This is a genomic window from Plantibacter elymi (nom. nud.), assembly GCF_900177795.1.
GTDB classification, from domain to species: domain Bacteria; phylum Actinomycetota; class Actinomycetes; order Actinomycetales; family Microbacteriaceae; genus Plantibacter; species Plantibacter elymi.
The window spans coordinates 194650-218368 of record NZ_FXWJ01000005.1 but is presented as its reverse complement, the minus strand read 5'-3'; the positions used below and the strand labels follow the sequence as shown (position 1 = coordinate 218368).

The window sequence follows — 23719 nt, the reverse complement described above, 5'->3', positions numbered from 1 at the left end:
GCCAGGAACGGAAGCTCGATGCGCATCGGAGATCTCGCGGCTCGGACCGGGGTGAGCGTCCGCTCGCTCCGGTATTACGAGGAGCAGGGGCTGCTCACCGCCACCCGCACGACGAGTGGCCAGCGGACCTACGATCGGGCAGCGGTGGAACGCGTCGAGCTCGTGCAGCAGCTCTTCGCGGCCGGACTGCCGAGCCGCACGATCGTCCAGCTGCTCCCCTGCGTCGATGCGGGAGTCGCGACGCCGGAGTCCCTGGAGCTGCTTCGGACCGAACGCGACCGCATCACCGCGCAGATGGCCGACCTCGAAGCAGCACGCGCCCGCTTGGAAGCGGTCATCGACATCACCCTCCACCCGACACCAGAGCACTGCCCTGCGCTGCGCGAGGAGCTTCCGGCCGAGCTGGACGCCGCCTGACGCCATCCGGCATGGTCGGCCCATCGCGGCTACCATGACCACGTCGGAGGTCGAGGGCGCAACCGGTCGCTCGCCTCCACGGCAGCCGAGTCGGGCACGCCTGAGCCCGACTCCCGATCCGGGGGTCAGCGATGAGTGAACCAGTGAAACAGGGGTCAGCGAAGCAGAGCCCAGCGACCGCGACCGAGTCGGTCGCCGCCCAGGCGGCGCGCACCCGGCTCGAGGAGCGCGTGGCGGGCATCGAGTCGATCCTGATCTCGGTCCCGATGCTGCTGCTCGAGATCGCGCTCATCCTCTCGCTGTTCGTCCCCTACGCGAACCAGACGAAGACGGATGAGGACCCCGAGGCCTTCAACCTGTTCTTCTTCCTCGCGGGATTCGCCGATCGTGACGACGACGGCGACCCGGAGGCCGCCTCGATCCTGTTCGCGAGTGCGTTCCTGGTGCTCATCGTGGTGATCATCGGCACGATCTGCACCGCGCCGATGCTCGCGGGCAAGCGGGTCTCGTCGCGAGCGGGAGCGACTGCGGTCACCTTCATCATCGTGCTCATCCTCGGCAACATCGGCGCCTGGATGGTGATGCTGATGGGGGTCTATGCCGACTCGCCCTGGACCATCGGACCTGCCCTGCCACTCCTCAATCTCGGCACCCTGCTCGCGGCGATGATCGCCTTCATGCCCGGTTACCGTCGCATCTGGGAGCGATGACCGTTCGGGGCCAGTGCGCGATGGGGAGCACTGCCCATCCGACGATCGTCGCGGACTCTCGCCGCGTTGCCATACTGAGTCCGTGAGTGGAACCGACGTTGCGCCGACGGGCGTGCTGCAGGACTACCAGTGGGCCGTCGAGGCCGAGCTGCAGAACACCCCGTTCATCGTCACCCGCCTCCCCGACGGGTTCCAGGTCGGATACGACCTCGCCGACGCCCGCTGGTGGAACGTCCTGCAGCTGAACGAGGTGTCCGACAGCATCACCTACACCGTGCGGGTCGATGAGCGACGTCAGCGGTTCAGCATCACCGACACGGTCAAGCGGATGAGCTGGTCGGCTGGTGTCTCCGGCTTCGTGCCGCGCCTCTCCTGGTCGTTCTCCTGGCAGTCCGGCCGGGTCCGCTACGGCAGGGTCATCATGCTCGGGACCTCCCCCGGCGGGTTCGAGATCGCGTTCAGTCCCGAGAACGAACGCGCGCGCATCAAGGAGATCGGCGAGGAACTCGGTCTGCGTCCTCGCATGAGCCCTCACGTCAGCATCGGGCTCTGGGCGGCGGCCGGTGGCGTCGCGATCGGCCTGATCGTGCCCGCCATCATCATGCTGAGTCTTTCCCTCACTGGGAACCACTGATGCAGGAGCTTCGAAGCGGGACGGTGGTGCACTGATGACGGCAAGCAAGCGCGCGACGGGCGACACACGGGGCTTCCTGCACAGCAGGGTGTTCCAGACGGTGGCGATCGTCCTGATGCTGTTGGCCGGTCCGGTGGCTGTGGTCGTCGGTTCCTTCATGATGGCTGCCGACAGTGACCTGTTGCAGAACGGGGAGCGGACGAGTGGGACGGTCACCGAGGTGGATGACGGCAGGCAGGCGTCGGACCACCGGTTCAGGACCGACTACCTGGCACCCGACGGTACGGAGCAGCGCGTCTGGGCGGACTGGCCCCTCGACGGCAAACCCGCCGTCGGCGACGTCGTCACCGTGATCTATCGAGCGGACGATCCCGGCACGGCGGTACTCGAGGGTTACGACGGGCCGGGGACCTCCGTCGTCGGCATCGGTGTCGTGCTGACCGGCGCGAGTCTCCTGATCGGCATCGCGATGCTCGTCGGCGTCCTGCTCCGTGCAGGTCGGGGGCCCGACCCCGAGGGGATCTCGAAGCCGTGACCGTGCGGTGACCGAGGTCACCCCACGTCCGAGCATCTCGTCCACCGGGTCGACTCGTACAGCTCCTTACTCTTGACGGACCAGGTCCGCATGCGCCAGGGTCGACATCACGATGTGAGCGATCACAATCGGTGAACCAGATCCCGAGACGATGGAGTTTCCAGGTGAGTCCACAACGCGTATCGACCATTCGACCCCGGCACCTCTTCCATGACCGGACAACCCCGCCGGCGGCTTCACCGCAGCGGGCCGCTGCCTGGGGCGCGATGATCATGGTAGGAGTCCTCTCCGCTCTGGGCGCCGCGCCGGCGACGGCAGCCGCCGACCCGAGCACGCTGCTGCACTATCGATTCGACACGGCTGCGAACGGTGTGGTGCCGGATGTGAGCGGTAACGGCAACGACGGGACGCTCAGGAACGTGGGCGGCATGGTCGCTGATGGCCTGCTCACCCTGCCCGGCGGCTCGGCCGACTCGGCGCCCTATCTCGACATCCCGACCGACGAGCTGACCGGGGTGCAGACGTTGACCTCGAGCATCTGGCTCGAGTCGCAGTCACCAGCTGGGAACACCGCTGCAGCCTTCATCGGCGCCCCGGTCGGCGATGGCCAGTTCTCAGCGGGCTACTGGTTGCTCAATCCGGCGAATCCGAACGGGTACGTCAAGTCCGTCATCACGGATTCGGTGAACCCCGGAGCCCCCTGGACGACCGAGGTGGGTGCCGGTTCGACCAACGCGCCCACCAGCGGGCTCCGGACCCCGACGGGGATGGCGCTCTACACGACCGTGATCGACGGCCCGGCCGGCACGTTGACGAGCTACGTGAACGGTGAGCGCATCGCGCAGACCGCCATCACGCGCGACATGGCGTCCTTCGGCCCGGACCTCGTCGCCTACCTCGGCCGCTCCACCTACGCGGACGCCGGGTGGAAGGGCTCCATCGACGAGGTCGTCCTGAGCGATGTCGCGATGACGGCGACGGAGGTCCAGGATGCGTTCATCGAGCAGTCGATCGAGAAGGCGTCGTCCGGGCTGCGCGTACCGACGGAGGCGACGAGCGACTTCCCACTCCCCTCGACCTCCTATGGCACGCGTCTGAGCTGGACCTCGGATGACGCCGCCATCGTCGTGGAGGACGGGCTCGCGCGGGTCGTCCGGCCGACGAGTGGCGAGCAGGACGCCACCGTGACCCTCACTGCCACGGCGACCGCCGGGGGCCGGCAGGAGACCCTGACATTCCCCGTCCGTGTCGCCGCCGACCTGTCCGACGCTGAGAAGCTCGCCCTCGACCTGGAGGGCATCCGGATCACCAATTCGGGTGACATCCGGTCCAACTTCTCGGTCCCGGGCGCGGGCCCGAACGGATCGTCTTTCACCTGGTCCGTCATCGGCGGTAGCGAGACGGCGACGGTCCGCGCGGGCGTCGACGGATCGTCGAAGACCATCGACGTCGTACGCCCCGCCACCGGGAGTGCCGTGACCGTGACGCTCCGCGCCACCGCGGGCATCGCCGGGTCCGAACTGACGCGGGACATCACTGTGACCGTCCAGCCGCTGCCGGCGGACCAGCCGGATCCCGAGGCCTATGTGTGGGCGTTCTTCACCGGGGAGGGCAGTGGTGCCGAGCAGGTCAGCCTCGCCGCATCCAAGGGCAACGACGCGTTGAGCTGGAACACGCTGAACGAGGGCAAGCCGATCTTCACGTCGACCCAGGGCACGACCGGTCTGCGCGACCCGTTCATCCTCCGCTCCCCCGATGGCGACCGGTTCTTCATGATCGCCACCGACCTGAAGATCGACGGTCTTCCCGGCGGCTTCGCCACGGCCCAGATCAGTGGGTCGCGGTACATCGAGGTCTGGGAGTCGAACGACCTGGTCACCTGGTCCGAGCAACGGCATGTGAAGGTCTCCTCGGACTTCGCCGGGAACACCTGGGCGCCCGAAGCCTACTGGGACGACAAGCTGGACACCTTCGTCGTGTTCTGGGCCTCGAACCTGTACGACACCACGGACGAGAGCCAGCGGACGAACGTGACCTACAACCGGATGATGTACGCGACGACGGACGACTTCATCACCTTCTCCGATCCCGAGCCGTGGATCGACGTCTCGCGTGGGCCCGGTCTCGGCACGATCGACTCCTCGGTCACGAAGTCGGGCGACTACTACTACCGGTTCACGAAGGACGAGGGGACGCTGACCATCCGCGAGGAGCGGTCGACGGATCTCCTCGCCACCGAGACGGGGACCCTGCCCGGTGCGGGAGGACCTGCCGACCAGTGGAGTCTCGTCAAGGACCAGGTCGCCTCCGGATTGCCGAACGGCGAGCCGGGTGGTGTCTACCTGAACGGTGAGGGCCCGAGTGTCTTCCCCGCGAATCCCGGCGACGTGAACGGGCTCGACTGGTACCTGTTCATCGACCAACCCGACTACCACGGTGGCCCGAACCACTACATCCCGTTCGGGACCGACTCCCTCGACGACGGCGACTCCTGGGAGCCGTTGGGGGCCAAGCTCCGGGAGAACCTTCCTCAGAACGCGGACGGCGGAAAGCCGAGGCACGGCACGGTCATCCCCGTGACCCGTGCCGAGTACGAACGTCTCTTGACCGCCTACGCCCCGGCTGTCGCCGTCCAGGACGTCTCGGTATCCGACGTCGTCACCGCGGTGGGTACGGCTCCGAGCCTGCCGTCAGCCGTGCTGACGAAGGTGGACGGTTCGATCGAGACGGTCCCCGTTGACTGGGCGGCCGTACAAGCCGATCAGTATGGTGCGCCCGGCAGCTTCACCGTGTCGGGAACGGCGGCAGATGATGCCCGCACGCCGGTCGACGTCACCGTCACCGTGCGGGCAGGGGGCGTGCTGCCGGGTGGACCCGAGCCGTCCACCCCGCCAGCGGCGGAACCGGGTTCGTCGTCGGGTGGTGACGCCGCCAGCGGCGCTGGCCCGAGGGACGGCCTGGCGTCCACGGGGGTCGACACGGAGGCCGTCGCTCTCCTGGCGACGGCCGCGACCATCGCCCTGCTCGTCGGCGGGCTGCTCACCCGGCGCCGCACGAGACGCGGGGAGATCTGAGGGCGATCTCGGCGTCCCACTGGAGGAGGAAGGGACCACCGCTAGCCGCGCCGGCGGACCGTGCCCGTCTGCTCGACCGTCCGCGGGCGCGGGGCAAAGCTAGGCTTGGTCGATGAGCTCCGATGACGAAGTGATTCAAGCCATTGCCGCTGGTTCCGATGCAGGACTCGTGATGGATTTCGACGGTGTCCTCTCCCCGATCACCGACGAGCCAGCTCTCAGCGAGTTGCTGCCTGGCACAGCGCAGACGCTCGAGAGGCTGGCTGGGAAGCTCTCCACGGTCGCGCTCCTCTCTGGGCGCCCGGTGGGTTTCCTCGCCGACCGCGCCATGATCCCCGGCGTCGACCTCTACGGCTCGTACGGTCTCGAACGTCTCACCGACGGCGGCATCGACGTCGTGCCCGAAGCCCAGGAGTGGACGGCTGCTGTCCAAGCCGCGACACGCGAACTCCACCGAGAACTCGACAGCATCGACGGTGTCGACGTCGAAGAGAAGTCCCTCGCCGTCGCAGTCCACTGGCGCCGTGCACTCGACCGCGCTGCGGCCGAGCAATTGGTGGAGCCGCTCGTCGCGCGCATCATCGACGAGTTCGGGCTCAGGCGGGAACCCGGCAAGTGCGTCGAAGAGCTGCGGATGCCCTTGGATGAGGACAAAGGCACGGCGCTGCAGAGGATCATCCGGGCTGATGGTTTGCGTGTTGTCGCATACGCCGGTGACGACCGCGGGGACCTGCCTGCGTTCCGCGTGGCGTTGGCCAGCGGCGGGTATGCACTCGTCGTCGACGGCCCCGATGCTGCGGAGGAGGTCGCTCGGGTGCCCGGAGTCCACTTCTCGGGTCCCGGCGCGTTCCAGCAGTGGCTCCGGCAACTCGACGACGCACTGGGATGACCGGATCGCTCTGAGAACCAGTAGCCTCGATGACATCCTCGCCGCGTGGGCGGGCACGCTCAGTGCACGCACGCCCTCACGGTGGGGCGGCATCACACCAGGGGGAAACGCATGAAACACTCGTCCGTGCGATGCATCGCCGTCGTGTCCGCAGCCGTCGTCCTCAGCGTGAGCATTGCCGGCTGTACCTCATCGTCGTCGCCTGAACAGACAGCCACGGCAGGCGGATCCGGCTCGGCAGTCGCGGCAGCTACGACCTGCGGCGCTGTGTCCGTCATCTTCGCGAACCTCCAGAGCGCAGACTCGGACTTCAGGGCCGGCCGCATCACGGAGGCGGAGTGGGTTGCCATGACCAACCTTGCCAAGACGGATCTCGACGGCATACGCAGGTTCCGCGATTGGGGTCTCCAGGACGAGCTCAGTGGACTGACCGACTACATGACGACTCATGAGGCGTTGCCGTCTGGCGCACGGTTCGACTCGACGACCGATGAGTTCGGTGGACTCCAGAACGACATGCGAGACGCCTGCGAAGCCAACGGCTCGCCGGTCACGACGTTCGCGACCTCGGGCGGTTGAGGGCCCTCACGCCGACGACGATGTGACTCCGACCTCGTGGAGCGTCGTCCTGCCCACCCGTGTTCGGCGCGAACAACGATGACTGGATCGACCTGCCGGGAATGTCGCTCAGCACTCGGACGGTTGTGGGCAGAGGCGTCCGACGGGTTGCGCGGCAGACGGCGCGGATCACCTGCCGCCGAACAGGCATTGCGGTTCCACGGCCCCTGCTGCACGCATGGGGTCATGCGAGAGATGGTGGGAAGCCGGGGCGAGATGGTCGGCGGGCTGCTCGTCGTCGCGGCCTCGGTCGCACTGCTTGTCGCCGCGTTCGCCTACGGTGCAGGAGACGAGCTCGCGTTCTTCACGCTGATCACCGCCTTCGATGCGGGGACGACAGGCTTCGGTGTACTCGTCGCGAGTCGCGAGGCCCGCTTCCGGCGCGACAAGCGCTGACGCACGGTCAACGACCAGCGGCCGAGTTCCACCCACGGTCTGACCGAGTACAGCTAGAAGCCGGCGGCGATCAGCTGGGCGGCGGGATCCCAGCCCTCCGGCGGCGGGTCCCGCGGACTGGTGCTCCACCACGGCATCCCCTTGGCGATCCACGCCTCGCGTAACTGCTCGTGGGTGCGGTTCGCGTCGTCGTTGCCGAACTCGGTGCCGCAGCTCGGGCAGATGTCCCAGAAGGCGAGCCCGTCGCGAGAGGGCGGGCTGTCGAGCCCGGGGTAACCGCACACCGGGCAGGTGTAGGTCTCAGCACGGTCGGGCATTGAAATACTCCAGGTCGCGGTCGTAGCCGGGGGTTGCGGGGCCGAGACCTTGGTCGTCACCGAGGACGATGGAGTGACCGCCACAGCAAAACAGAAAAGCACCGGAGAAATCTCCGGTGCTTCTCTCTTGAACAGCTGATCTGGTAGCAGGAGAGAGATTCGAACTCTCGACCTCACGATTATGAGTCGTGCGCTCTCACCAACTGAGCTACCCTGCCACGTCTCTCCGTATGCCGGCGAGAGCAGTGACGGAGAGAACGAGCCCCGAGCGGGACTTGAACCCGCGACCTCTTCCTTACCAAGGAAGTGCTCTACCACTGAGCTATCGGAGCGCGAACCAGACCGCTCACGCGGAAATGGCACCAGTAGAGACTAGCATCCCGCGAGGGGTGCTTCGTACACCGGATCGGGATCAGTTCGCGGCGAAGGTGTCCGCAGCGTGGACGACCTTCTGCAGGTACGACGCGGCCCCGTTGTACGACCCGATCGCCGCAATCCAGTCGGCTTCGATGCGGAGGTCCCGGCCGCCGTGGCACAGGTAGTGCGCTGCGGCGAGCGCCGCGTCGTCGATCTGCTGCGGGTCCGCGACGCCGTCGCCGTTCCCGTCCGCTCCCCACCGCTGCCAGGTGGACGGGATGAACTGCATCGGGCCGACCGCGCGGTCCCATCTGGCGTCGCCGTCGAAGGCGCCGCGGTCCGTGTCGGTGACGGCGTCGAACTCGGTGCCGGTGAGCGCCGGGCCGACGATGGGTGGAACGGCCCGACCGGTGTCGTCGAGCGCACCACCGAAGATCGTGCCGTGGCCGGACTCGACGCTCCCGAGCGCAGCCAGGGTGTTCCAGGCGATCCCGCAGCCCGGCTGCGTCTCCGCGACGGCGAGCGCCGCACCGGCGTAGGCGACCATCGCCCGCTCGGGGATGCCGAGGCGGAGCGCCGTGGCCGTCGCCCAGGCACGGTCCACGCGGTCGGTGATCGCCGCCGGCGCTGTTCCAGCCGACCCCGCGGCGGGGATGCCCGGTCCCTCGACGGCAGCATGTGGCGCGGTTCCGAGGGTAGAGTCCCGTGCTTCCGCCCGACTGATGAGCTCCGGCCCCCAGACGACCGCTGCCACGATGACGGCGAGACCGACGATCGCGACCGCTCCGCCGGCGACGAGCCATCCCACACGGATGCCCGACCGACGGTTCCGGCGCGTCGGTGCGACGGGGCGTCGGGAGCGGTTGCGCGCGCCGGACGGCCTGGACCGCGGCTTCCGCGTCGAACGGGTGGCGCTGGTCGTGCGCCGTCCGGGCGCAGCGGTCTTGCGTTGTGCGGGCCGACGCGCACCATTCCCCTTCGCCGATGTCCCCACCGGTCCACCGTACCCGCGCGTCGGTCGGCGCCGTGCGCCGTGGGGTCAGTGCTCCGGCGCAGCCTTCGCGGCCTGCTTGGCCTGGCGCTTCGCCCGAAGGTCTTTCGCGACGGCGACGCCCTTCTTGGCGGCGGCGTTCGCCTTCGTGCTAGCGCGCTTCGCACTCTCGAACTCCGAGGCGAGGACGGCGAGCCCGCCGACGGCGATCAATGCTCCCGGTCCGGGGAGCGGGATCAGGGCCACGCCGAGGGCCACGGTGCCGCCGCCGACGACTCCGACGCCCGCCCGGTACACCCGGTTCGCGGTCGGATTCCGACGGATGATGCCACGCGTCGTCCGGGCCGCTGATCCGGCGATGCCTCCCGCCTGTGCGGCGACGCGCTTCGCCGTGCTGCGGGCCGAGCCGTCCGATTCCGTGGTCATCTCCCCACTCTACGGAGAGCGCGCAGGTCGGTGGCCGGGAATCCGGTCCGAATCGACGTGACTCCCGTGTGACCGAACCGACGTGAGCGCGGGGTGCCGGCGCGACCGCACCCCTCCGGAGCGCCGCGCTCGCCGCCATGCACCGCACTCGTGTCAGCGCACCGCGCTGGCCAGTCCACGAGCGGCGACGGGCCCCGTGGATGGCCTAGGGTAGCGACATGGACTCCGCCCTCCCGACCACGTCGGCGACCGCAGCTCAGCACGCCTCCCCCGCAGGAGGCTCCACCCCCGGTTCGGAGTGGTGGCGCTCCGCCGTCATCTACCAGATCTACCCGCGATCCTTCGCGGACGCGAACGGCGACGGCCTCGGCGACCTGCCCGGGATCACCTCCCGCCTCGGCGCCTTGCAGGAGCTCGGCGTCGACGCCATCTGGCTGTCCCCTTTCATGACGAGCCCGCAGAAGGACGCCGGCTACGACGTCGCCGACTACTGCGACGTCGACCCCATCTTCGGCACGCTCGCCGACTTCGACGCGATGACCGCCGCCGCGCACGCTGCCGGCATCCGCGTCATCGTCGACCTCGTCCCCAACCACTCCTCGAGCGCCCACCGCTGGTTCCAGGAGGCCCTCGCGGCCGGCCCCGGCTCGGCGGAGCGCGCCCGGTACATGTTCCGCGACGGCACGGGTGAGCACGGCGAGATCGCCCCCAACAACTGGGAGTCCGTCTTCGGCGGTCCGGCCTGGACGCGCGTCACCGAGGCCGACGGCACGCCTGGCCAGTGGTACCTGCACATCTTCGACTCCTCGCAGCCCGACTTCGACTGGACGAACCCGTGGGTCCGCGAGCAGTTCCGCGACATCCTCCGGTTCTGGCTCGACCGCGGCGTCGACGGGTTCCGCGTCGACGTGGCGCACGGCATGATCAAGGCCGACGGCCTGCCCGACTACACCCCACCGGCCGAGGGCGGCAGCATGGGTGGCGCCTCGGCGGGCGTCGCTCTCGAACCCGGCATCAGCACCGGGCCCGCCTCGTGGCCGGAGACCGCGCCGTACTGGGGTCAGGACGGCGTGCACGAGATCTACCGCGACTGGCACGAGCTCCTGGAGACGTACGACGGCGACCGCGTGCTGTGCGCCGAGGCCTGGGTCGACCCGCTCGACAAGATGGCCCTGTGGGTGCGTCCCGATGAGATGCAGCAGGCGTTCAACTTCCCGTACCTCGAGACCCCGTGGAACGCCGCGGACCTCAAGGCGGTCATCGGCGAATCGCTGCGGGCCTTCGCGCAGGTCGGCGCTCCGAGCACGTGGGTGCTGTCCAACCACGACGTCGTCCGGCACGCTTCCCGTCTCGCGCTCACGGAGGAGAACCCCCAGGGCTACGGCGTCGGTCCGAACACCCCGGGCCAGCCGGATCGGGCACTCGGGTTGCAGCGGGCCAGGGCGGCGACCGCCCTCATGCTGAGCCTGCCCGGTGGGGCGTACCTCTACCAGGGCGAGGAGCTCGGGCTCCCCGAGGTCATCGACCTGCCGGATGACGCCCGACAGGACCCGACCTGGTTCCGCACGAACCACGAGCGGTACGGCCGCGACGGTTGCCGCGTGCCGATCCCGTGGGAGGCCGGCCACCCCGCGTACGGCTTCAACACGACCGGTGCGTCCTGGCTGCCGCAGCCCGACGACTGGAACGACTACTCGCGCGACGCACAGGCCGGCATCCCCGGTTCGACGCTGGAGCTGTACCGCACGCTGCTCCGCCTGCGCCGCGAGCATACGCTGGGACTCGGTTCGATCGCCTGGATCGAAGGGGCACCCGACACCATTCTCGCGCTGACCAACGGCGCGGTCACGGTCGTCGCGAACACCGGTGCCGACGACATCGCCGTGCCCTCGTCGCTCGCGGACTCGGCCGTGCTCGTCGCGAGCGGACCCTTCGACGGCAGGACCATCCACGGCGACACGACGGTCTGGTTCACGACGCCCTCGACCCTGCCCGTCGCCTGAGACACTCCGCCGGCCGGTGCGCCAGCGCGGTGCGCCGACGTGACCGCGGGCGTTTCGGCACCGGCGCGGTGCGCTGACGTGAGCGCGCCGGAATCGGCCCCGCCGCGGGGCGTGCGAGTGAGCGCGCCCCTCTGGAGGGCGCGCTCACGCCGTAGACCCGCGCTCGGGCCAGCGCACCGCGCTGGCCCGAGGGCCGTCAGGTCAGTGGTGGAGGATCGCGACCGCGTGGGCGCCGAGCCGGAGTGATCCGTCCGTCGTGACGACCTCACCGAAGCTGTCGAGCAGCTCACCGACCCGCAATGCGAGCTCGACCGGCTCCGTCCCGAAGTTGACCGCCAGGGTGGCCGAGCCACGACGCAGGACGAACGAGCCGGTCGCCTCGTCGACGATCGCCGTCGTGTCGGCGAACGCCGGATCGGTGAACGCCGGGACCGTGCGTCGCAGCTCGATCACCCGGCGGTACCAGGTCAGCAGCGTCGCGTGCCGTCCACGGGACCGCTCCGACCAGTCGAGCACCGACCGACGGTAGGTCTCGGGATCCTGGGGATCCGGCACGTCGGCCTCGTTCCAACCCATCCGTGCGAACTCGGCGATCCGGCCCTTCGCCGTCGCCTCACCGAGCTCGGGTTCCGGGTGCGAGGTGAAGAACTGCCAGGGCGTCGAGGCGGCCCACTCCTCCCCCATGAACAGCATCGGGGTGAACGGCCCCAGCAGCGTGACGGCGGCGGCGATGGCGAGTTGCCCGTCGTCGAGGGTCGCGGCCAGCCGGTCGCCAGTCGCCCGGTTCCCGATCTGGTCGTGGTTCTGGTCGGACACGACGAGCCGCCAGCTCGGCGTCCGTTCGAGGTCGATGCGGCGGCCGTGGTGGCGCTTGCGGAAGCTCGACCACGTGCCGTTGTGGAAGAACCCCTCCTCCATGACCTTGCTGAGCGCGCCAAGCGGGGCGAAGTCGGCGTAATAGCCGGACACCTCGCCGGTGAGCGCGACATGGAGGGCGTGGTGGAAGTCGTCGCTCCACTGCGCGTCGAGACCGTACCCGCCGGCACCGCCGGGGCCCCGAGGCGTGATGAGCTTCGGATCGTTCAGGTCCGATTCAGCGATCAGCGTGAACGGTCGGTCGAGGTCGGCGCTGAGCGCATCCACCGCGGCGTCGAGTTCCTCGAGGAGGTGGATCGCACGGGTGTCGTGCAGGGCGTGTACGGCGTCGAGGCGCAGGCCGTCCACCCCGTACTCCTCGAACCACAGCAGCGCGCTGTCGATGATGTACCGACGCACCTCGTCGGAGTTCGGCCCGTCGAGGTTGAGGCTGTCGCCCCAGGTGTTGCCGGCGCCGTCCGCGAGGTAGGGGCCGAAGCGGGGCAGGACGTTGCCGGAGGGGCCGAGGTGGTTGTACACGACGTCCTGGATAACGGCGAGCCCGCGCTCATGGCACGCGGCGACAAAGCGACGGTAGCCGTCCGGTCCGCCGTAGGCCTCGTGGACCGCCGACCAGAAGACGCCGTCGTAGCCCCAGTTCCAGACACCGTTGAACGCGTTGACCGGCAGGATCTCGACGGCGTCCACGCCCAGCTCGACCAGGTCGTCGAGCCGTTCGATCGCCCCGTCGAAGGTCGCCGCCTCGGTGAAGGTGCCGATGTGGAGTTCGTAGAGCACGGCACCGATGAGCGAGCGACCCCGCCAGCCGGTCCCGTCGCACGGCACGGGGTCGGATGCGACGACGCGCGACGGGCCGTGGACGCCCTCCGGCTGCCGACGCGAGCGCGGATCGGCGAACGGACCCTCACCGTCGACGAGGTAGCGGTAGTCGCTGTCGACGACCGCCGCGCGGGGCTCGGCACCGTCGAGCGCGATCCACCACCCCTCGGCGACGTCGCGGTCCATCGGGTGCTGCTCACCGCCCAGGACGAGGTCGACGCGCTGGGCCTCGGGTGCCCAGACGCGGAACCCGTCGGCCGGACTCGTGGTGCTGGTCGTCATCGTGCTCACTCCTCGCTCGCGGCCTCGGCCGCATCGTCGGGCCGTGTGAGGACGGCGACGGGATACTGCTCCAGCAGCGCCGCGAGGCGGACCTCTCCGCCCTGCAACTCACGGCCGGTCAGCACGTCGACGAGCCGGCCTTCCGGCAGGGTGACCGTGGTCGACTTCCAGCCACCGTGCTCCGCGAGCCGGAGCGAGAGCCGGGTCGCGACCGTGGTCACGCCACCGCGCGAGAACGCGACGACGTGGTCGGCGGCCGGTCCGTCCGCCCCGATGGGCGTGTACTCGGTGAAGCGCGACGGGTGCTCCCGTCGCAGGCGGAGGAGCCGGCTGGTCACGAGCAGCTTCGCCGCGCCCTCGGCGTCGACCGGCGGCAGCCACCCCTCGTCGAGACGGGCGAGCACCGCGCGACGCTCGGCGTAGTCGACCGGACGACGGTTGTCGGGGTCTACGAGCGATCGGTCCCAGAGCTCGCTGCCCTGGTACACGTCCGGCACGCCGGGCATCGTCAGCTGGATCGCTTTGGCGACCAGACTGTTCGACCAGCCGGCCGCCTCGACGTCCGCAACGGCGTCGAGCAGCGCGGCGTTCGCACGACGGCTGTCGTACAGTCCGTCGACCGCGGCATGCAGAGCGGCCTCGAACGTCTCGTCCGGTGCGGTCCAGGTGGTCGAGTCGCCGGCCTCACGGGCGGCCTTCTCGACATAGGCGTGCAGTCGTTCGCGCTCGATCGGCCACGCACCGACGGCCGCCTGCCAGACCAGCTGCTCGAGCTGCCGGTCGGGGAAGCCGTTCGAGGTGTGGAGGGCGACGGCGTGCTCCGCCCACCGGTCCGCGACCTCGCTCAGGGCGTCGATGCGGGCGCGGACGTCCTCGCTGCGCTTCGTGTCGTGGGTGCTGAGCGTCGTCATGGAGGACGGCCACTCCGCCTGCCGCCGTGCCTGGCGGTGGTGGAACTCGGCGACGCTGATGTCGGTCTCGGCGGGGTCGCCACCGACCTCGGTCAGCGAGGTGAGGGCCGTGTAGCGGTAGAACGCGGTGTCCTCGACGCCCTTCGCCATCACCATGCCCGAGGTCTGCTGGAACCGCGCGGCGAGCGGATCGGTCGAGCTGCGCAGGCGCGGAGCCAGCGCGGCGAAGGCCTCCGCGAGCTCCGGCCGGCGCGTCTCCGCCTCGTCGAGTGCGGCGTCCAGGTACTCGTCGCCGAGCGGCAGGTAGGAACGGTAGACGGGGAACGCGGTCAGGATCTCGGCGAGCGCGTCGACGGCGTCCGGCACCTCGGGGACGAGCCTCGCGAGGCGTCGGACCTCGGAACCGAGGATCCCGTCGGCGATGCCTCGCTTGGTGGTGTGCACGAGGTCGTCCCAGGCGTCACGCGTCAGCTCGATCCCCGCGAGCTGACCGAGCGTGGACAGCCCGTCCGGGTCGACGAGCACGCGGTCGACGTCGCCCAGGGCGTCGTAGCCGGTGGTGCCGAGCGTGGCCCACTCGGCCGGGAGGTCCTCTTCGCCCTCCAGGATCTTCTCCACCCAGATGGGTGCTCCACCGATGCGCTCGGACAAGCGGTCGAGGTAGGCACCGGGGTCGAGGAGTCCGTCCGGGTGGTCCACGCGGATCCCGTCGGCGAGGCCGTCGTCGAACCAGCGACCGATCTCGACGTGCGAGCCGTCGAAGACCGCCGGGTCCTCGACCCGGATCGCGGCGAGCGTGTTGACGGCGAAGAACCGTCGGTAGTTCAGTTCGCTGTCGGCTCGGCGCCAATTGACGAGTTCGTAGTGCTGCCGGTCGTGCACCTCGCGCGGGCTCGCGTCGTCGTCGGCCGTCCCGGGGGCGATGGGCAGTCGGTGGTCGAAGTAGCGGAGCTCGCCGTCCTCGATGCTGAGGTCGTCGAGCGCGCTGCGGCCGTCCTCGTCGTCGCCGAGGATCGGCACGCGGATCCGACCGTCGCCGGCCTCCCAGTCGACGTCGAACGCCGCGGCGTGCTCCGCGTCCCGGCCATGCTGGAGCAGGTCCCACCACCAGGCGTTCTCCACCGGTGTCGCGACGCCCATGTGGTTGGGGACGGTGTCGATGAGGACGCCGAGGCCCGCCGCGTGGGCCGCTTCGGCGAGCGCCGTGAGCCCCTCGGCACCGCCGCGTTCCGGGTCGACTTCGGTGTGGTCGACGACGTCGTAGCCGTGGGTGGATCCGGGTTCCGCTCGGAGGATCGGCGACAGGTAGACCCAGTCGGCGCCGAGGGCCTGGAGGTAGTCGACGAGTGCCGCGGCGTCCTGGAGCCGGAAGTCCGCGGTCAGCTGGAGACGGTAGGTCGAGACGGGCACAGCGGAACGCTGTGGCCTCCCGCCGGACACGGTCGTCATGATGCGACCCCCGACCACAGGAGGGTGAAGGAGGTCCCCTGCACGATCACCGTCGTCGACCCCTCGGCGAGCATCTGCTCCGGGTCGCTCGACTCGACGAGCGTCCATGGCAGGCCGGGAGCCTTCGGCAGGCTGAACTCCACGCCGTTCTCGGCCGCGTTGAGCAGCAGGGCGAAGGACGCCGATCCGGCGTGACGGAACACGAAGGTGATCGAGCGGGCGTCGGGGTTGTCCCAGTCCTCGTCGGCGAAGGGTTCGTCGTCGGACCGGGTGATGAAGACCCGGTCGTCGGCTTTGGAGCCCGGCCCCTGGCGGAACCAGTCGGGTCGCAGCGCCGGCTCGGCGAGGCGCAGGGCGATCAGCCGCTTCGTGAAGCCGAGCAGGTCGTGGTCGGCGTGCTCCCAGTCGAACCACGACACCTCGTTGTCCTGGCAGTACGCGTTGTTGTTGCCGCCCTGGGTGCGGGCGATCTCGTCGCCGCCGAGGATCATCGGGACACCGGCCGACAGCAGGACCGTCGCGAGGAAGTTGCGACGCTGGCGATCGCGGCGCGCGTTCACTGCGGGGTCATCCGTCGGGCCCTCCGCACCGTTGTTGCTGGAGCGGTTGTCACTCTCACCGTCGTTGTTGTCCTCGCCGTTCGCCGCGTTGTGCTTCATCGAGTACGCCGTGAGGTCGGCGAGGGTGAAGCCGTCGTGCGCGGTGACGAAGTTGACGCTGGACAGCGGCGAGCGCCGGGACGCCTCGTAGACGTCCGGGCTGCCGAGGACGCGCTGCGACATGGTGCCGAGCACGCTGTCGGCGCCGTTCCAGAAGTCGCGCACGTCGTCGCGGAACTTCCCGTTCCACTCGGACCAGCTCGCGGGGAAGCCACCGACCTGGTAGCCGGCGGTGTCCCATGGCTCCGCGATCATCTTGATCGGGGCGAGGACCGGGTCCTGCTCGATGAGCGACAGGAACGCGCTGTGGATCTCGGCGGAGCCGTCCTGGCGGGTGAGCGTCGTCGCGAGGTCGAAGCGGAAGCCGTCGACGTGCATCTCGGTCACCCAGTAGCGCAGGGAGTCCATGATGAGGCCGAGCGCCGCAGGGTGGCCGACGTTGACGCTGTTGCCCGTGCCCGTGGTGTCGAAGTAGTGCTCGCGGTCTTCGTCGACGAGACGGTAGTAGGCCGCGTTGTCGATGCCCTTGAACGACAGGGTCGGGCCCATGTGGTTGCCCTCGGCCGTGTGGTTGTAGACGACGTCGAGGATGACCTCGAGGCCGGCCGCGTGCATCGCCTTGACCATGGCCTTGAACTCGTCGACCTGCCCACCGGCGTCGCCGGCGGCCGCGTACTCGCCATGCGGGGCGAAGAAGCCGATGGAGTTGTAGCCCCAGTAGTTGCGCAGGCCCTTCTCCTCGAGGTGGCTGTCCTGCACGAACTGGTGCACCGGGAGGAGTTCGACCGCGGTCACGCCGAGGTCGGTGAGGTAGCGGATGGCAGCCGGGTGGGCGAGGCCGGCGTAGGTGCCGCGGATCTCCTCGGGCACCTCGGCGAGCTGCTTGGTGAAGCCCTTCACGTGGACCTCGTACACGATCGTCTCGGCGAGCGGGATGCGCGGAGCGACGTCCTGGCCGTCGGCGTCCCAGTCGAACGAGGACGGGTCGGTGACCACGCCGAGCGCGACGTGGCCCGCGGAGTCGGTGTCGTCCATCGTCTCCGGTGCGTCCAGGCGGTGGCTGAACTGCGCCTGGCCGAGGTCGTAACGCCCCGTGACCGCCGTCGCGTGCGGGTCGAGCAGCACCTTCGCCGGGTTGTGGCGGAGACCGTTCGTGGGGTCCCACGGACCGTCGACGCGGATGCCGTACCGCGTCCCGGGGACGAGGCCCTCCACCAGCCCGTGGAACACGTGTCCGGTGCGCTGTTCGAGGCGCGTCTGCTGCTCCTCGCCGCCCTCGGGGAAGATGCACACAGTGACGGCGTCGGCGGTCTCCGAGTAGATGGCGACGTTCGCACCATCGCCCCGAAGGGTGACGCCGAGCGGATAGGGGGTCGAGAGCGTCATGGCGCCCTTTCACTCGAAGGGATCGATCGTTGTTGAGACGGTACACCGGCCGGATGACTTCCCCGGATCCGGGCGAAACGTGGTAATGGGCCGATCAGAACGCGAAGATGCCGATCGCGACACCGATGGCGAGCCCCGCGGCGGCTGTCGCGGCGGCGAGGAGCAAGGCGATCCGCGGGTCGACGCCCTGGTCGACGACGAGGCCGAGGCGCGCACGCACCCGACGGACCCGGCGGACGCGGGACTCCGACCAGATCTCGCGCAGGCTGGCCGCGACCTCGTGCGCGGCGGGTCGGTCCTCCGGCTTGCGGGCGGTCATCGACCGCAGCAGCGGGTGCCAGGCGGCGGGGAGCTCGGGCGGGATCACCGGGTCGCGGTGCAGACGGGCGATGGCGGCCTCGACGAGACCTCCGTCGAACTCCCGGCGACCGGTGACGGCCTCGAGCAGGACGAGGCCGAGCGAGTAGATGTCCGTCTCGGTGCCGACGGTGTCGCCGAGGGCTTGCTCGGGCGACAGGTAGGACGCCGTGCCGGAGATGGCCTCGGTGTTCGTGAGGCGCGACCCGCCCACGAAGTGCGCGATCCCGAAGTCGGACAGCTTCACGAGGTTCGCGTGCCCGAACGCGGCGATGTCGCTGAAGAGCATGTTGTCGGGCTTGATGTCGCGGTGCACGATCGACCGCGTGTGGATGAAGGACAGCGCGTCCGCGACCTGCGCACCGAGCGCGGCGGCGTCGCGCGGGAGCATCGGGCCGGCCTGCAGCTTGTCGGTGAGCGTGGCGCCCGGGATGTACTCCATGACGAGGAACCGGTGCTCGACGCCGCGGTGGACGACGGAACCGGAGTCGTACAGCTCGACGAGGCCCGGGTGGCGGAGTTCGCCGAGCAGACGGATCTCCCGTTCCTGGCGCAGCCGGTCGTTCGCGGTCGCAGCCTCGTCGCGGAAGAGCTTCACGGCGACGGGGCGGGAGAGCAGTTCGTCGCGTGCCCGGTAGACGTTGGCGGACCCGCCGGAGCCGAGCTGCTCGCCGATGCTGTAACGCCCGTTCGACAGGCTGACACCGGTGACGACAGTCTCGGTGTGCTCGGTGAACATCGCAGCTGGATCGGTGATCGATCCGGCGTGTGCCGGCGGTCGGTGCAGGGAGTCGCTCACGGCCGCCCCCTTCACGGTGCAGTCGATGTTGGCCGCGCCACCGTGTTCTCGGCAGGCTGTTCCAGCAACCACGTTACAAGGCGTTCGTCGTTCAGCCGGATTCGTGTCGGAGTGTTGAGAACGGCTAGCGCACCTGGTAGGCGTCTGCAAGACCACGATGCTCCCTTGCGGGCGCCGAACCCCGACGAGGACCATGGAGGGGGCCTGGGAACCCGGGCCGAGTCGTCTGCTGCGAGGAGCACCCATGTCCACTGTCGCCGAAACCGTCGTCGCAACCCTCCAGGCCAGCGGTGTGCAACGCGTCTACGGGCTCCCGGGCGACTCCCTGAACGGCTTCACCGACGCCCTCCGATCCTCGGGCGGCATCGACTGGGTGCACGTGCGCCACGAGGAGGCGGCCGCCTTCGCCGCAGCCGCGGAAGCGGAGTTGACCGGTGAGCTGGCGGTCGTCGCGGCGAGCTGCGGCCCCGGCAACCTCCACCTCATCAACGGTCTCTTCGACGCGAACCGCTCGCGGGTACCGGTGCTGGCGATCGCCGCGCACATCCCGAGTTCCGAGATCGGCAGCACCTACTTCCAGGAGACCCACCCCCAGGAACTGTTCCGGGAGTGCAGCGTCTACGTCGAGCTCGTGTCCGTCCCGGAGCAGCTGCCGCGGGTGCTCGAGATCGCGATGCGCACCGCCGTCGAGCGCCGCGGCGTCGCCGTCGTCGTCGTGCCGGGCGACGTCATGCTGCAGCGGGCCGTGAGCGAGCACGTCTCCGCCATCCGTGCCACGCAGCCTCGGATCCTGCCGTCGGAGCGCGAGCTCGACGAAGCCGCACGCATCCTCAACGCCGGCAAGCGCGTCACGATCCTGGCCGGTGCGGGCGTCGCGGGCGCCCACGCGCAGCTCATCGACACGGCCGACGCCCTCGCCGCCCCGATCGTGCACGCCCTCCGGGGCAAGGAGCACGTCGAGTACGACAACCCGTTCGACGTCGGCATGACCGGCCTCCTCGGATTCGCCAGCGGCTACCACGCGATGCTGTCGTGCGACGTCCTCCTCATGCTCGGCACCGACTTCCCCTACCCGCAGTTCTTCCCCGAGGATGCGACCGTCATCCAGGTCGACATCCGTGGTGAGCAGATCGGGCGCCGACACCCGGTGGACCTCCCACTCGTCGGCACCGTCCGCGACACCCTCGACGCGCTGCTGCCGAAGCTCGAGCGCAAGACCCACCGCAAGCACCTCGAGGAGTCCCTCAAGCACTACCGCAGCTCGCGGAAGGGGCTCGACGAGCTGGCGACGGCCGACCACGACGGCCAGGCGATCCACCCGCAGTACCTCGCCAAGGTCGTCGACGAACTGGCGACGGACGACGCCGTGTTCATCCCCGACGTCGGCTCCCCCGTCGTCTGGGCCTCGCGCTACCTCACCATGAACGGACGGCGTCGACTCATCGGATCGTTCAGCCACGGCAGCATGGCGAACGCCGTCTCCCACGGGCTCGGCGCGCAAGCCTCGCACCCGGGTCGTCAGGTCGTCGCGCTCGCGGGCGACGGTGGACTCACCATGCTGCTCGGCGAGCTCATCTCACTCACGCAGAACAAGCTGCCCGTGAAGATCATCGTGATCAACAACTCCTCGCTCAACTTCGTGGAGCTCGAGATGAAGGCGGCCGGGTTCGTCAACTACGGTACCGACCTCGAGAACCCCGATTTCGCGCGGGTGGCTGAGGGCATGGGCATCTACGGCGAACGCGTCGAGCGGGCCAGCGAGTTGGAGGGCGCCATCCGTCGGGCCTTCGATCACGACGGTCCGGCGCTCGTCGACGTCGTGACCGCCAGGCAGGAGCTGTCGATCCCGCCGACGATCACGGCCGAGCAGATGAAGGGGTTCACCCTGTACGCGTTGCGCACCGTCATGTCGGGCCGCGGCGATGAACTGCTCGACCTCGCGAACACGAACCTGTTGCGCCGCATCCTGCCCGGTCACTGAGCGACGTCCGGATTCCCCCGCGGTATCCAGAGACCGCCGGGTAGACTCGTCTACCGTGTCCAGACTTCTCGTTACCGGCGGCGCCGGATTCATCGGCTCGAACTTCGTCCACTACGTCCTGAACAACACCGATCACTCGGTGACCGTCCTCGACAAGATGACCTACGCGGGCAACCGCGCCTCCCTCGACGGCCTCCCGGCCGATCGTTTCGAGCTGGTCGTCGGCGACATCCAGGACGCGACGCTCGTCGACGAGCTCTTCGCCCGCCACGACGCCGTCGTGCACTACGCGGCCGAGTCGCACAACGACAACTCCCTGCACGACCCGCGCCCGTTCCTCGACACGAACATCATCGGCACATACACGCTGCTCGAGGCGGCTCGCAAGCACGGCACGCGGTTCCACCACATCTCGACGGACGAGGTCTACGGCGACCTCGAGCTCGACGACCCGGAGCGCTTCACCGAGCAGACGCCGTACAACCCGTCGAGCCCGTACTCCTCGACGAAGGCCGGCAGCGACCTCCTCGTCCGCGCGTGGGTGCGTTCCTTCGGCGTCAAGGCGACCATCTCCAACTGCTCCAACAACTACGGTCCGTACCAGCACGTGGAGAAGTTCATCCCGCGCCAGATCACCAACGTGCTCGGCGGTGAGCGCCCGAAGCTGTACGGCACGGGCGAGAACGTCCGCGACTGGATCCACGCGAACGACCACTCGTCCGCCGTCCTCACGATCCTCGACAAGGGCGTCATCGGTGAGACGTACCTCATCGGTGCCGACGGCGAGAAGAACAACAAGGACGTCGTCGAGCTCATCCTCACGCAGCTCGGTCAGCCGGCGGACGCCTACGACCACGTGAACGACCGTCCCGGCCACGACCTCCGCTACGCGATCGACTCGTCGAAGCTGCGCACGGAGCTCGGCTGGACCCCGGCGTTCAGCGACTTCGAGGCGGGTCTCGCCGACACGATCGCCTGGTACCGTGACAACGAGTCGTGGTGGAAGCCGCAGAAGGCCGCCACCGAGGCGAAGTACCAGGAGCAGGGTCAGTAACCCTCAGACTCCGTCACGAAGGCCCGTCCGGCATCAGCCGGGCGGGCCTTCGACGTTCCCTGCCCGGTCCCTGAGTTCTCACCACCGGCCCCTCAGCCCCACCACCGGTCCCTGAGCCCCAACCCCGGTCCCTGAGCCTGTCGAAGGGCGGCGTACCCCGTGGGCACTTCGACAAGCTCAGTGACCGAAGGAAGTACCCCGCACCACGAGAACCCCATCCGCAGTCTCGGACACCCACCCCGGTCCCTGAGCCCCAACCCCGGTCCCTGAGCCTGTCGAAGGGCGGCGTACCCCGTGGGCACTTCGACAACCTCAGTGACCGAAGGAAGTACCCCGCACCACGAGGACCCCATCCCCAACCCCGGACGCCCACCACCGGTCCCTGAGCCCCAACCCCGGTCCCTGAGCCTGTCGAAGGGCGGCGTACCTCGTAGACACTTCGACAAGCTCAGTGACCGAAGGAAGTACGCCGCACCACACGAGAACCCCATCCGCAGTCTCGGACACCCACCCCGGTCCCTGAGCCTGTCGAAGGGCACCCGCCCTCGGGGTGAAACACGACTGCCCCGCCCGGGATCGGGCGAGGCAGTCGAAGTGTTCGGGATGGGCGGCGTCTAGTCGACGTTCGCGTAGAGCCACTCGAGCGGGTCGACCCAGGTGACGCCGTCGAGTCGGATCTCAAAGTGGAGGTGCGGGCCCGTGGACATGCCGGTGCTGCCGGTCAGTCCGAGGATGGTGCCGACCTTGATCGCCTGGCCCTCGACGACGCGAACTGAGCCGTGCTGCATGTGCGCGTAGACGCTGGAGACGAGGCGGCCGTTGATGGTGTGGTCGACGATGACGTTGACGCCGAGCGAACCTTCGCCGTCTTCGACGTGGCGGACGACGCCGTCGGCGATGACCTGGATGGGAGCGCCGTTGCCGGGGTTGAAGTCCTGGCCGTGGTGGTCGCTGGAGCAGCCGGCGCAGTCGCGGGCACCGAAGCGGTCACCGATGGTGACACCGACCGCGAACGGCCACTGGATGGTCCCGTTCGGGTTGTTCGTGAAGGTGTTCGCCGGGCGGATACCCATCGCGGCGGCGGCTTCCTCGACCGTGCTCGTCGTGTAGTCGTCGCGGGTGAAGGTCAGCTCTGCCGAACCCTCGCTGTCGAGCGACTGCGACGCCTGGTTGCTCAGCCCGTTGCCGTCGCCGAGCTCGGCCTGCGAGGCCTCGGCCACCGATGTCGCGACGTCTTCAGCGGTGAGCAGCGCATTGGCGGGCACCGAGGTGGCCACGGCCATGAGGGCGACGAAGCCCATCGCGGCACCCGCGAAGATCTTGGTGGTGATGCGACGCTTGCGCGCGATGGTCTTCGGGCGAGGCGACGCCGGTGCGGCGGCCGGACGGGACGATGCGCGGGGCTTCGAGGCCGGCTTCGGCGCAGCGGCGCGGCGCACGCGGGGAGCGTCGATCGTGGACGCGTCGACCGGCACGGTGATGGACTCGGTGGCCGGAGTGGTGTCGGAAGCCACGGCCGGTTCGGTGATGAGCGGCTCTGCCTCGACCGGTGCGATGTCGGCGACGTCGGTGGTGTGCACGGCGTCGATCGCCTCCGCGATCATCTGGTCGACCGGGTCGACGGCCGCGGCCGTCTCCTCCTGGTCGGCGCTGGCCTCATGCGTCGGCTCCTGCAGCACGGACTCCTGGTGCTCCAGGGCGGCCGCCGCCTGACGCTCACGTTCGCGGAGTTCACGGCGGCTGAGGGGCGGCGTCTGCACGGATGCAGCGTCGTTCTCG

At 69.3% G+C, this 23719-nt stretch carries 19 protein-coding genes and 2 tRNA genes; 11 read left to right on the top strand and 10 right to left on the bottom strand.

The genetic code is table 11. The features are described from left to right. Positions 1-18: 18 nt before the first annotated feature. From CCK91_RS16275 to CCK91_RS16240, 8 genes are all read left to right on the top strand, one after another. Positions 19-417, top strand: coding sequence for a MerR family transcriptional regulator (locus tag CCK91_RS16275; protein ID WP_086474901.1), 399 nt, complete (start codon positions 19-21; stop codon positions 415-417). Between the two features lie 131 nt (positions 418-548). Next, positions 549-1127, top strand: a complete 579-nt coding sequence (locus CCK91_RS16270; protein WP_133060025.1) for a hypothetical protein — start codon at positions 549-551, stop codon at positions 1125-1127. A gap of 82 nt (positions 1128-1209) precedes the next feature. Then, on the top strand, positions 1210-1761 hold the full coding sequence (locus CCK91_RS16265) for a hypothetical protein (protein WP_133060024.1): 552 nt from the start codon (positions 1210-1212) through the stop codon (positions 1759-1761). Positions 1762-1795: 34 nt separating this feature from the next. After that, on the top strand, positions 1796-2296 hold the full coding sequence (locus tag CCK91_RS16260) for a DUF3592 domain-containing protein (RefSeq protein WP_086474898.1): 501 nt from the start codon (positions 1796-1798) through the stop codon (positions 2294-2296). A 272-nt stretch (positions 2297-2568) separates the two neighbouring features. Then, a complete protein-coding gene (locus CCK91_RS16255) occupies positions 2569-5370 on the top strand; it encodes an immunoglobulin-like domain-containing protein (protein ID WP_207568249.1) in 2802 nt (933 codons plus the stop codon). Between the two features lie 112 nt (positions 5371-5482). Next, entirely contained in the window at positions 5483-6259 is a 777-nt protein-coding gene (otsB, locus tag CCK91_RS16250) for a trehalose-phosphatase (protein WP_086474897.1), read from the top strand. A 144-nt stretch (positions 6260-6403) separates the two neighbouring features. Beyond that, entirely contained in the window at positions 6404-6838 is a 435-nt protein-coding gene (locus tag CCK91_RS16245) for a hypothetical protein (RefSeq protein WP_133060023.1), read from the top strand. A 225-nt stretch (positions 6839-7063) separates the two neighbouring features. Further along, complete coding sequence (locus CCK91_RS16240; RefSeq protein WP_086474895.1) at positions 7064-7273, top strand: hypothetical protein; 210 nt, start codon at positions 7064-7066, stop codon at positions 7271-7273. A gap of 53 nt (positions 7274-7326) precedes the next feature. Here the strand turns inward: CCK91_RS16240 and CCK91_RS16235 are convergent, their stop codons facing one another. The 5 genes from CCK91_RS16235 to CCK91_RS16215 all read right to left on the bottom strand — a co-directional run bounded on the left by CCK91_RS16235 (position 7327) and on the right by CCK91_RS16215 (position 9364). Then, positions 7327-7590, bottom strand: a complete 264-nt coding sequence (locus tag CCK91_RS16235) for a hypothetical protein (protein WP_086474894.1) — start codon at positions 7588-7590, stop codon at positions 7327-7329. A gap of 141 nt (positions 7591-7731) precedes the next feature. Further along, positions 7732-7808, bottom strand: a tRNA-Met gene (locus CCK91_RS16230). 42 nt (positions 7809-7850) lie between these two features. Continuing rightward, positions 7851-7922: transfer RNA gene (locus CCK91_RS16225), tRNA-Thr, on the bottom strand. A gap of 80 nt (positions 7923-8002) precedes the next feature. After that, positions 8003-8755 (bottom strand): lytic transglycosylase domain-containing protein, encoded by a 753-nt coding sequence (locus CCK91_RS19395; RefSeq protein ID WP_242664582.1) that lies wholly within the window; start codon positions 8753-8755, stop codon positions 8003-8005. A 231-nt stretch (positions 8756-8986) separates the two neighbouring features. Further along, positions 8987-9364, bottom strand: a complete 378-nt coding sequence (locus tag CCK91_RS16215) for a PGPGW domain-containing protein (RefSeq protein WP_086474893.1) — start codon at positions 9362-9364, stop codon at positions 8987-8989. Between the two features lie 218 nt (positions 9365-9582). Between CCK91_RS16215 and CCK91_RS16210 the strand changes: the two genes are divergently transcribed. Further along, complete coding sequence (locus CCK91_RS16210) at positions 9583-11367, top strand: glycoside hydrolase family 13 protein (protein WP_086474892.1); 1785 nt, start codon at positions 9583-9585, stop codon at positions 11365-11367. A 201-nt stretch (positions 11368-11568) separates the two neighbouring features. On the opposite strand, the gene treZ is transcribed toward CCK91_RS16210, so the two are convergent. The 4 genes from treZ to CCK91_RS16190 all read right to left on the bottom strand — a co-directional run bounded on the left by treZ (position 11569) and on the right by CCK91_RS16190 (position 18905). Then, positions 11569-13344, bottom strand: coding sequence for a malto-oligosyltrehalose trehalohydrolase (gene treZ / locus CCK91_RS16205; RefSeq protein WP_086475109.1), 1776 nt, complete (start codon positions 13342-13344; stop codon positions 11569-11571). A gap of 5 nt (positions 13345-13349) precedes the next feature. Beyond that, complete coding sequence (gene treY, locus CCK91_RS16200) at positions 13350-15704, bottom strand: malto-oligosyltrehalose synthase (RefSeq protein WP_086475108.1); 2355 nt, start codon at positions 15702-15704, stop codon at positions 13350-13352. Next, positions 15701-17749 (bottom strand): glycogen debranching protein GlgX, encoded by a 2049-nt coding sequence (glgX, locus tag CCK91_RS16195; RefSeq protein ID WP_086474891.1) that lies wholly within the window; start codon positions 17747-17749, stop codon positions 15701-15703. The genes treY and glgX overlap by 4 nt, the downstream gene beginning before the upstream one ends. 94 nt (positions 17750-17843) lie before the next feature. Continuing rightward, a complete protein-coding gene (locus CCK91_RS16190; RefSeq protein ID WP_159453425.1) occupies positions 17844-18905 on the bottom strand; it encodes a serine/threonine-protein kinase in 1062 nt (353 codons plus the stop codon). A 244-nt stretch (positions 18906-19149) separates the two neighbouring features. Here CCK91_RS16190 and poxB point away from each other — a divergent pair, with 244 nt between their 5' ends. Together poxB and rfbB are read left to right on the top strand one after the other, a co-directional pair. Further along, positions 19150-20886 (top strand): ubiquinone-dependent pyruvate dehydrogenase, encoded by a 1737-nt coding sequence (gene poxB / locus CCK91_RS16185; protein WP_086474889.1) that lies wholly within the window; start codon positions 19150-19152, stop codon positions 20884-20886. A gap of 55 nt (positions 20887-20941) precedes the next feature. Then, on the top strand, positions 20942-21940 hold the full coding sequence (gene rfbB, locus CCK91_RS16180) for a dTDP-glucose 4,6-dehydratase (RefSeq protein WP_071258697.1): 999 nt from the start codon (positions 20942-20944) through the stop codon (positions 21938-21940). 614 nt (positions 21941-22554) lie between these two features. Here rfbB and CCK91_RS16175 read toward each other — a convergent pair. Next, positions 22555-23700, bottom strand: coding sequence for a M23 family metallopeptidase (locus CCK91_RS16175; protein ID WP_133060022.1), 1146 nt, complete (start codon positions 23698-23700; stop codon positions 22555-22557). Positions 23701-23719 lie beyond the last annotated feature (19 nt).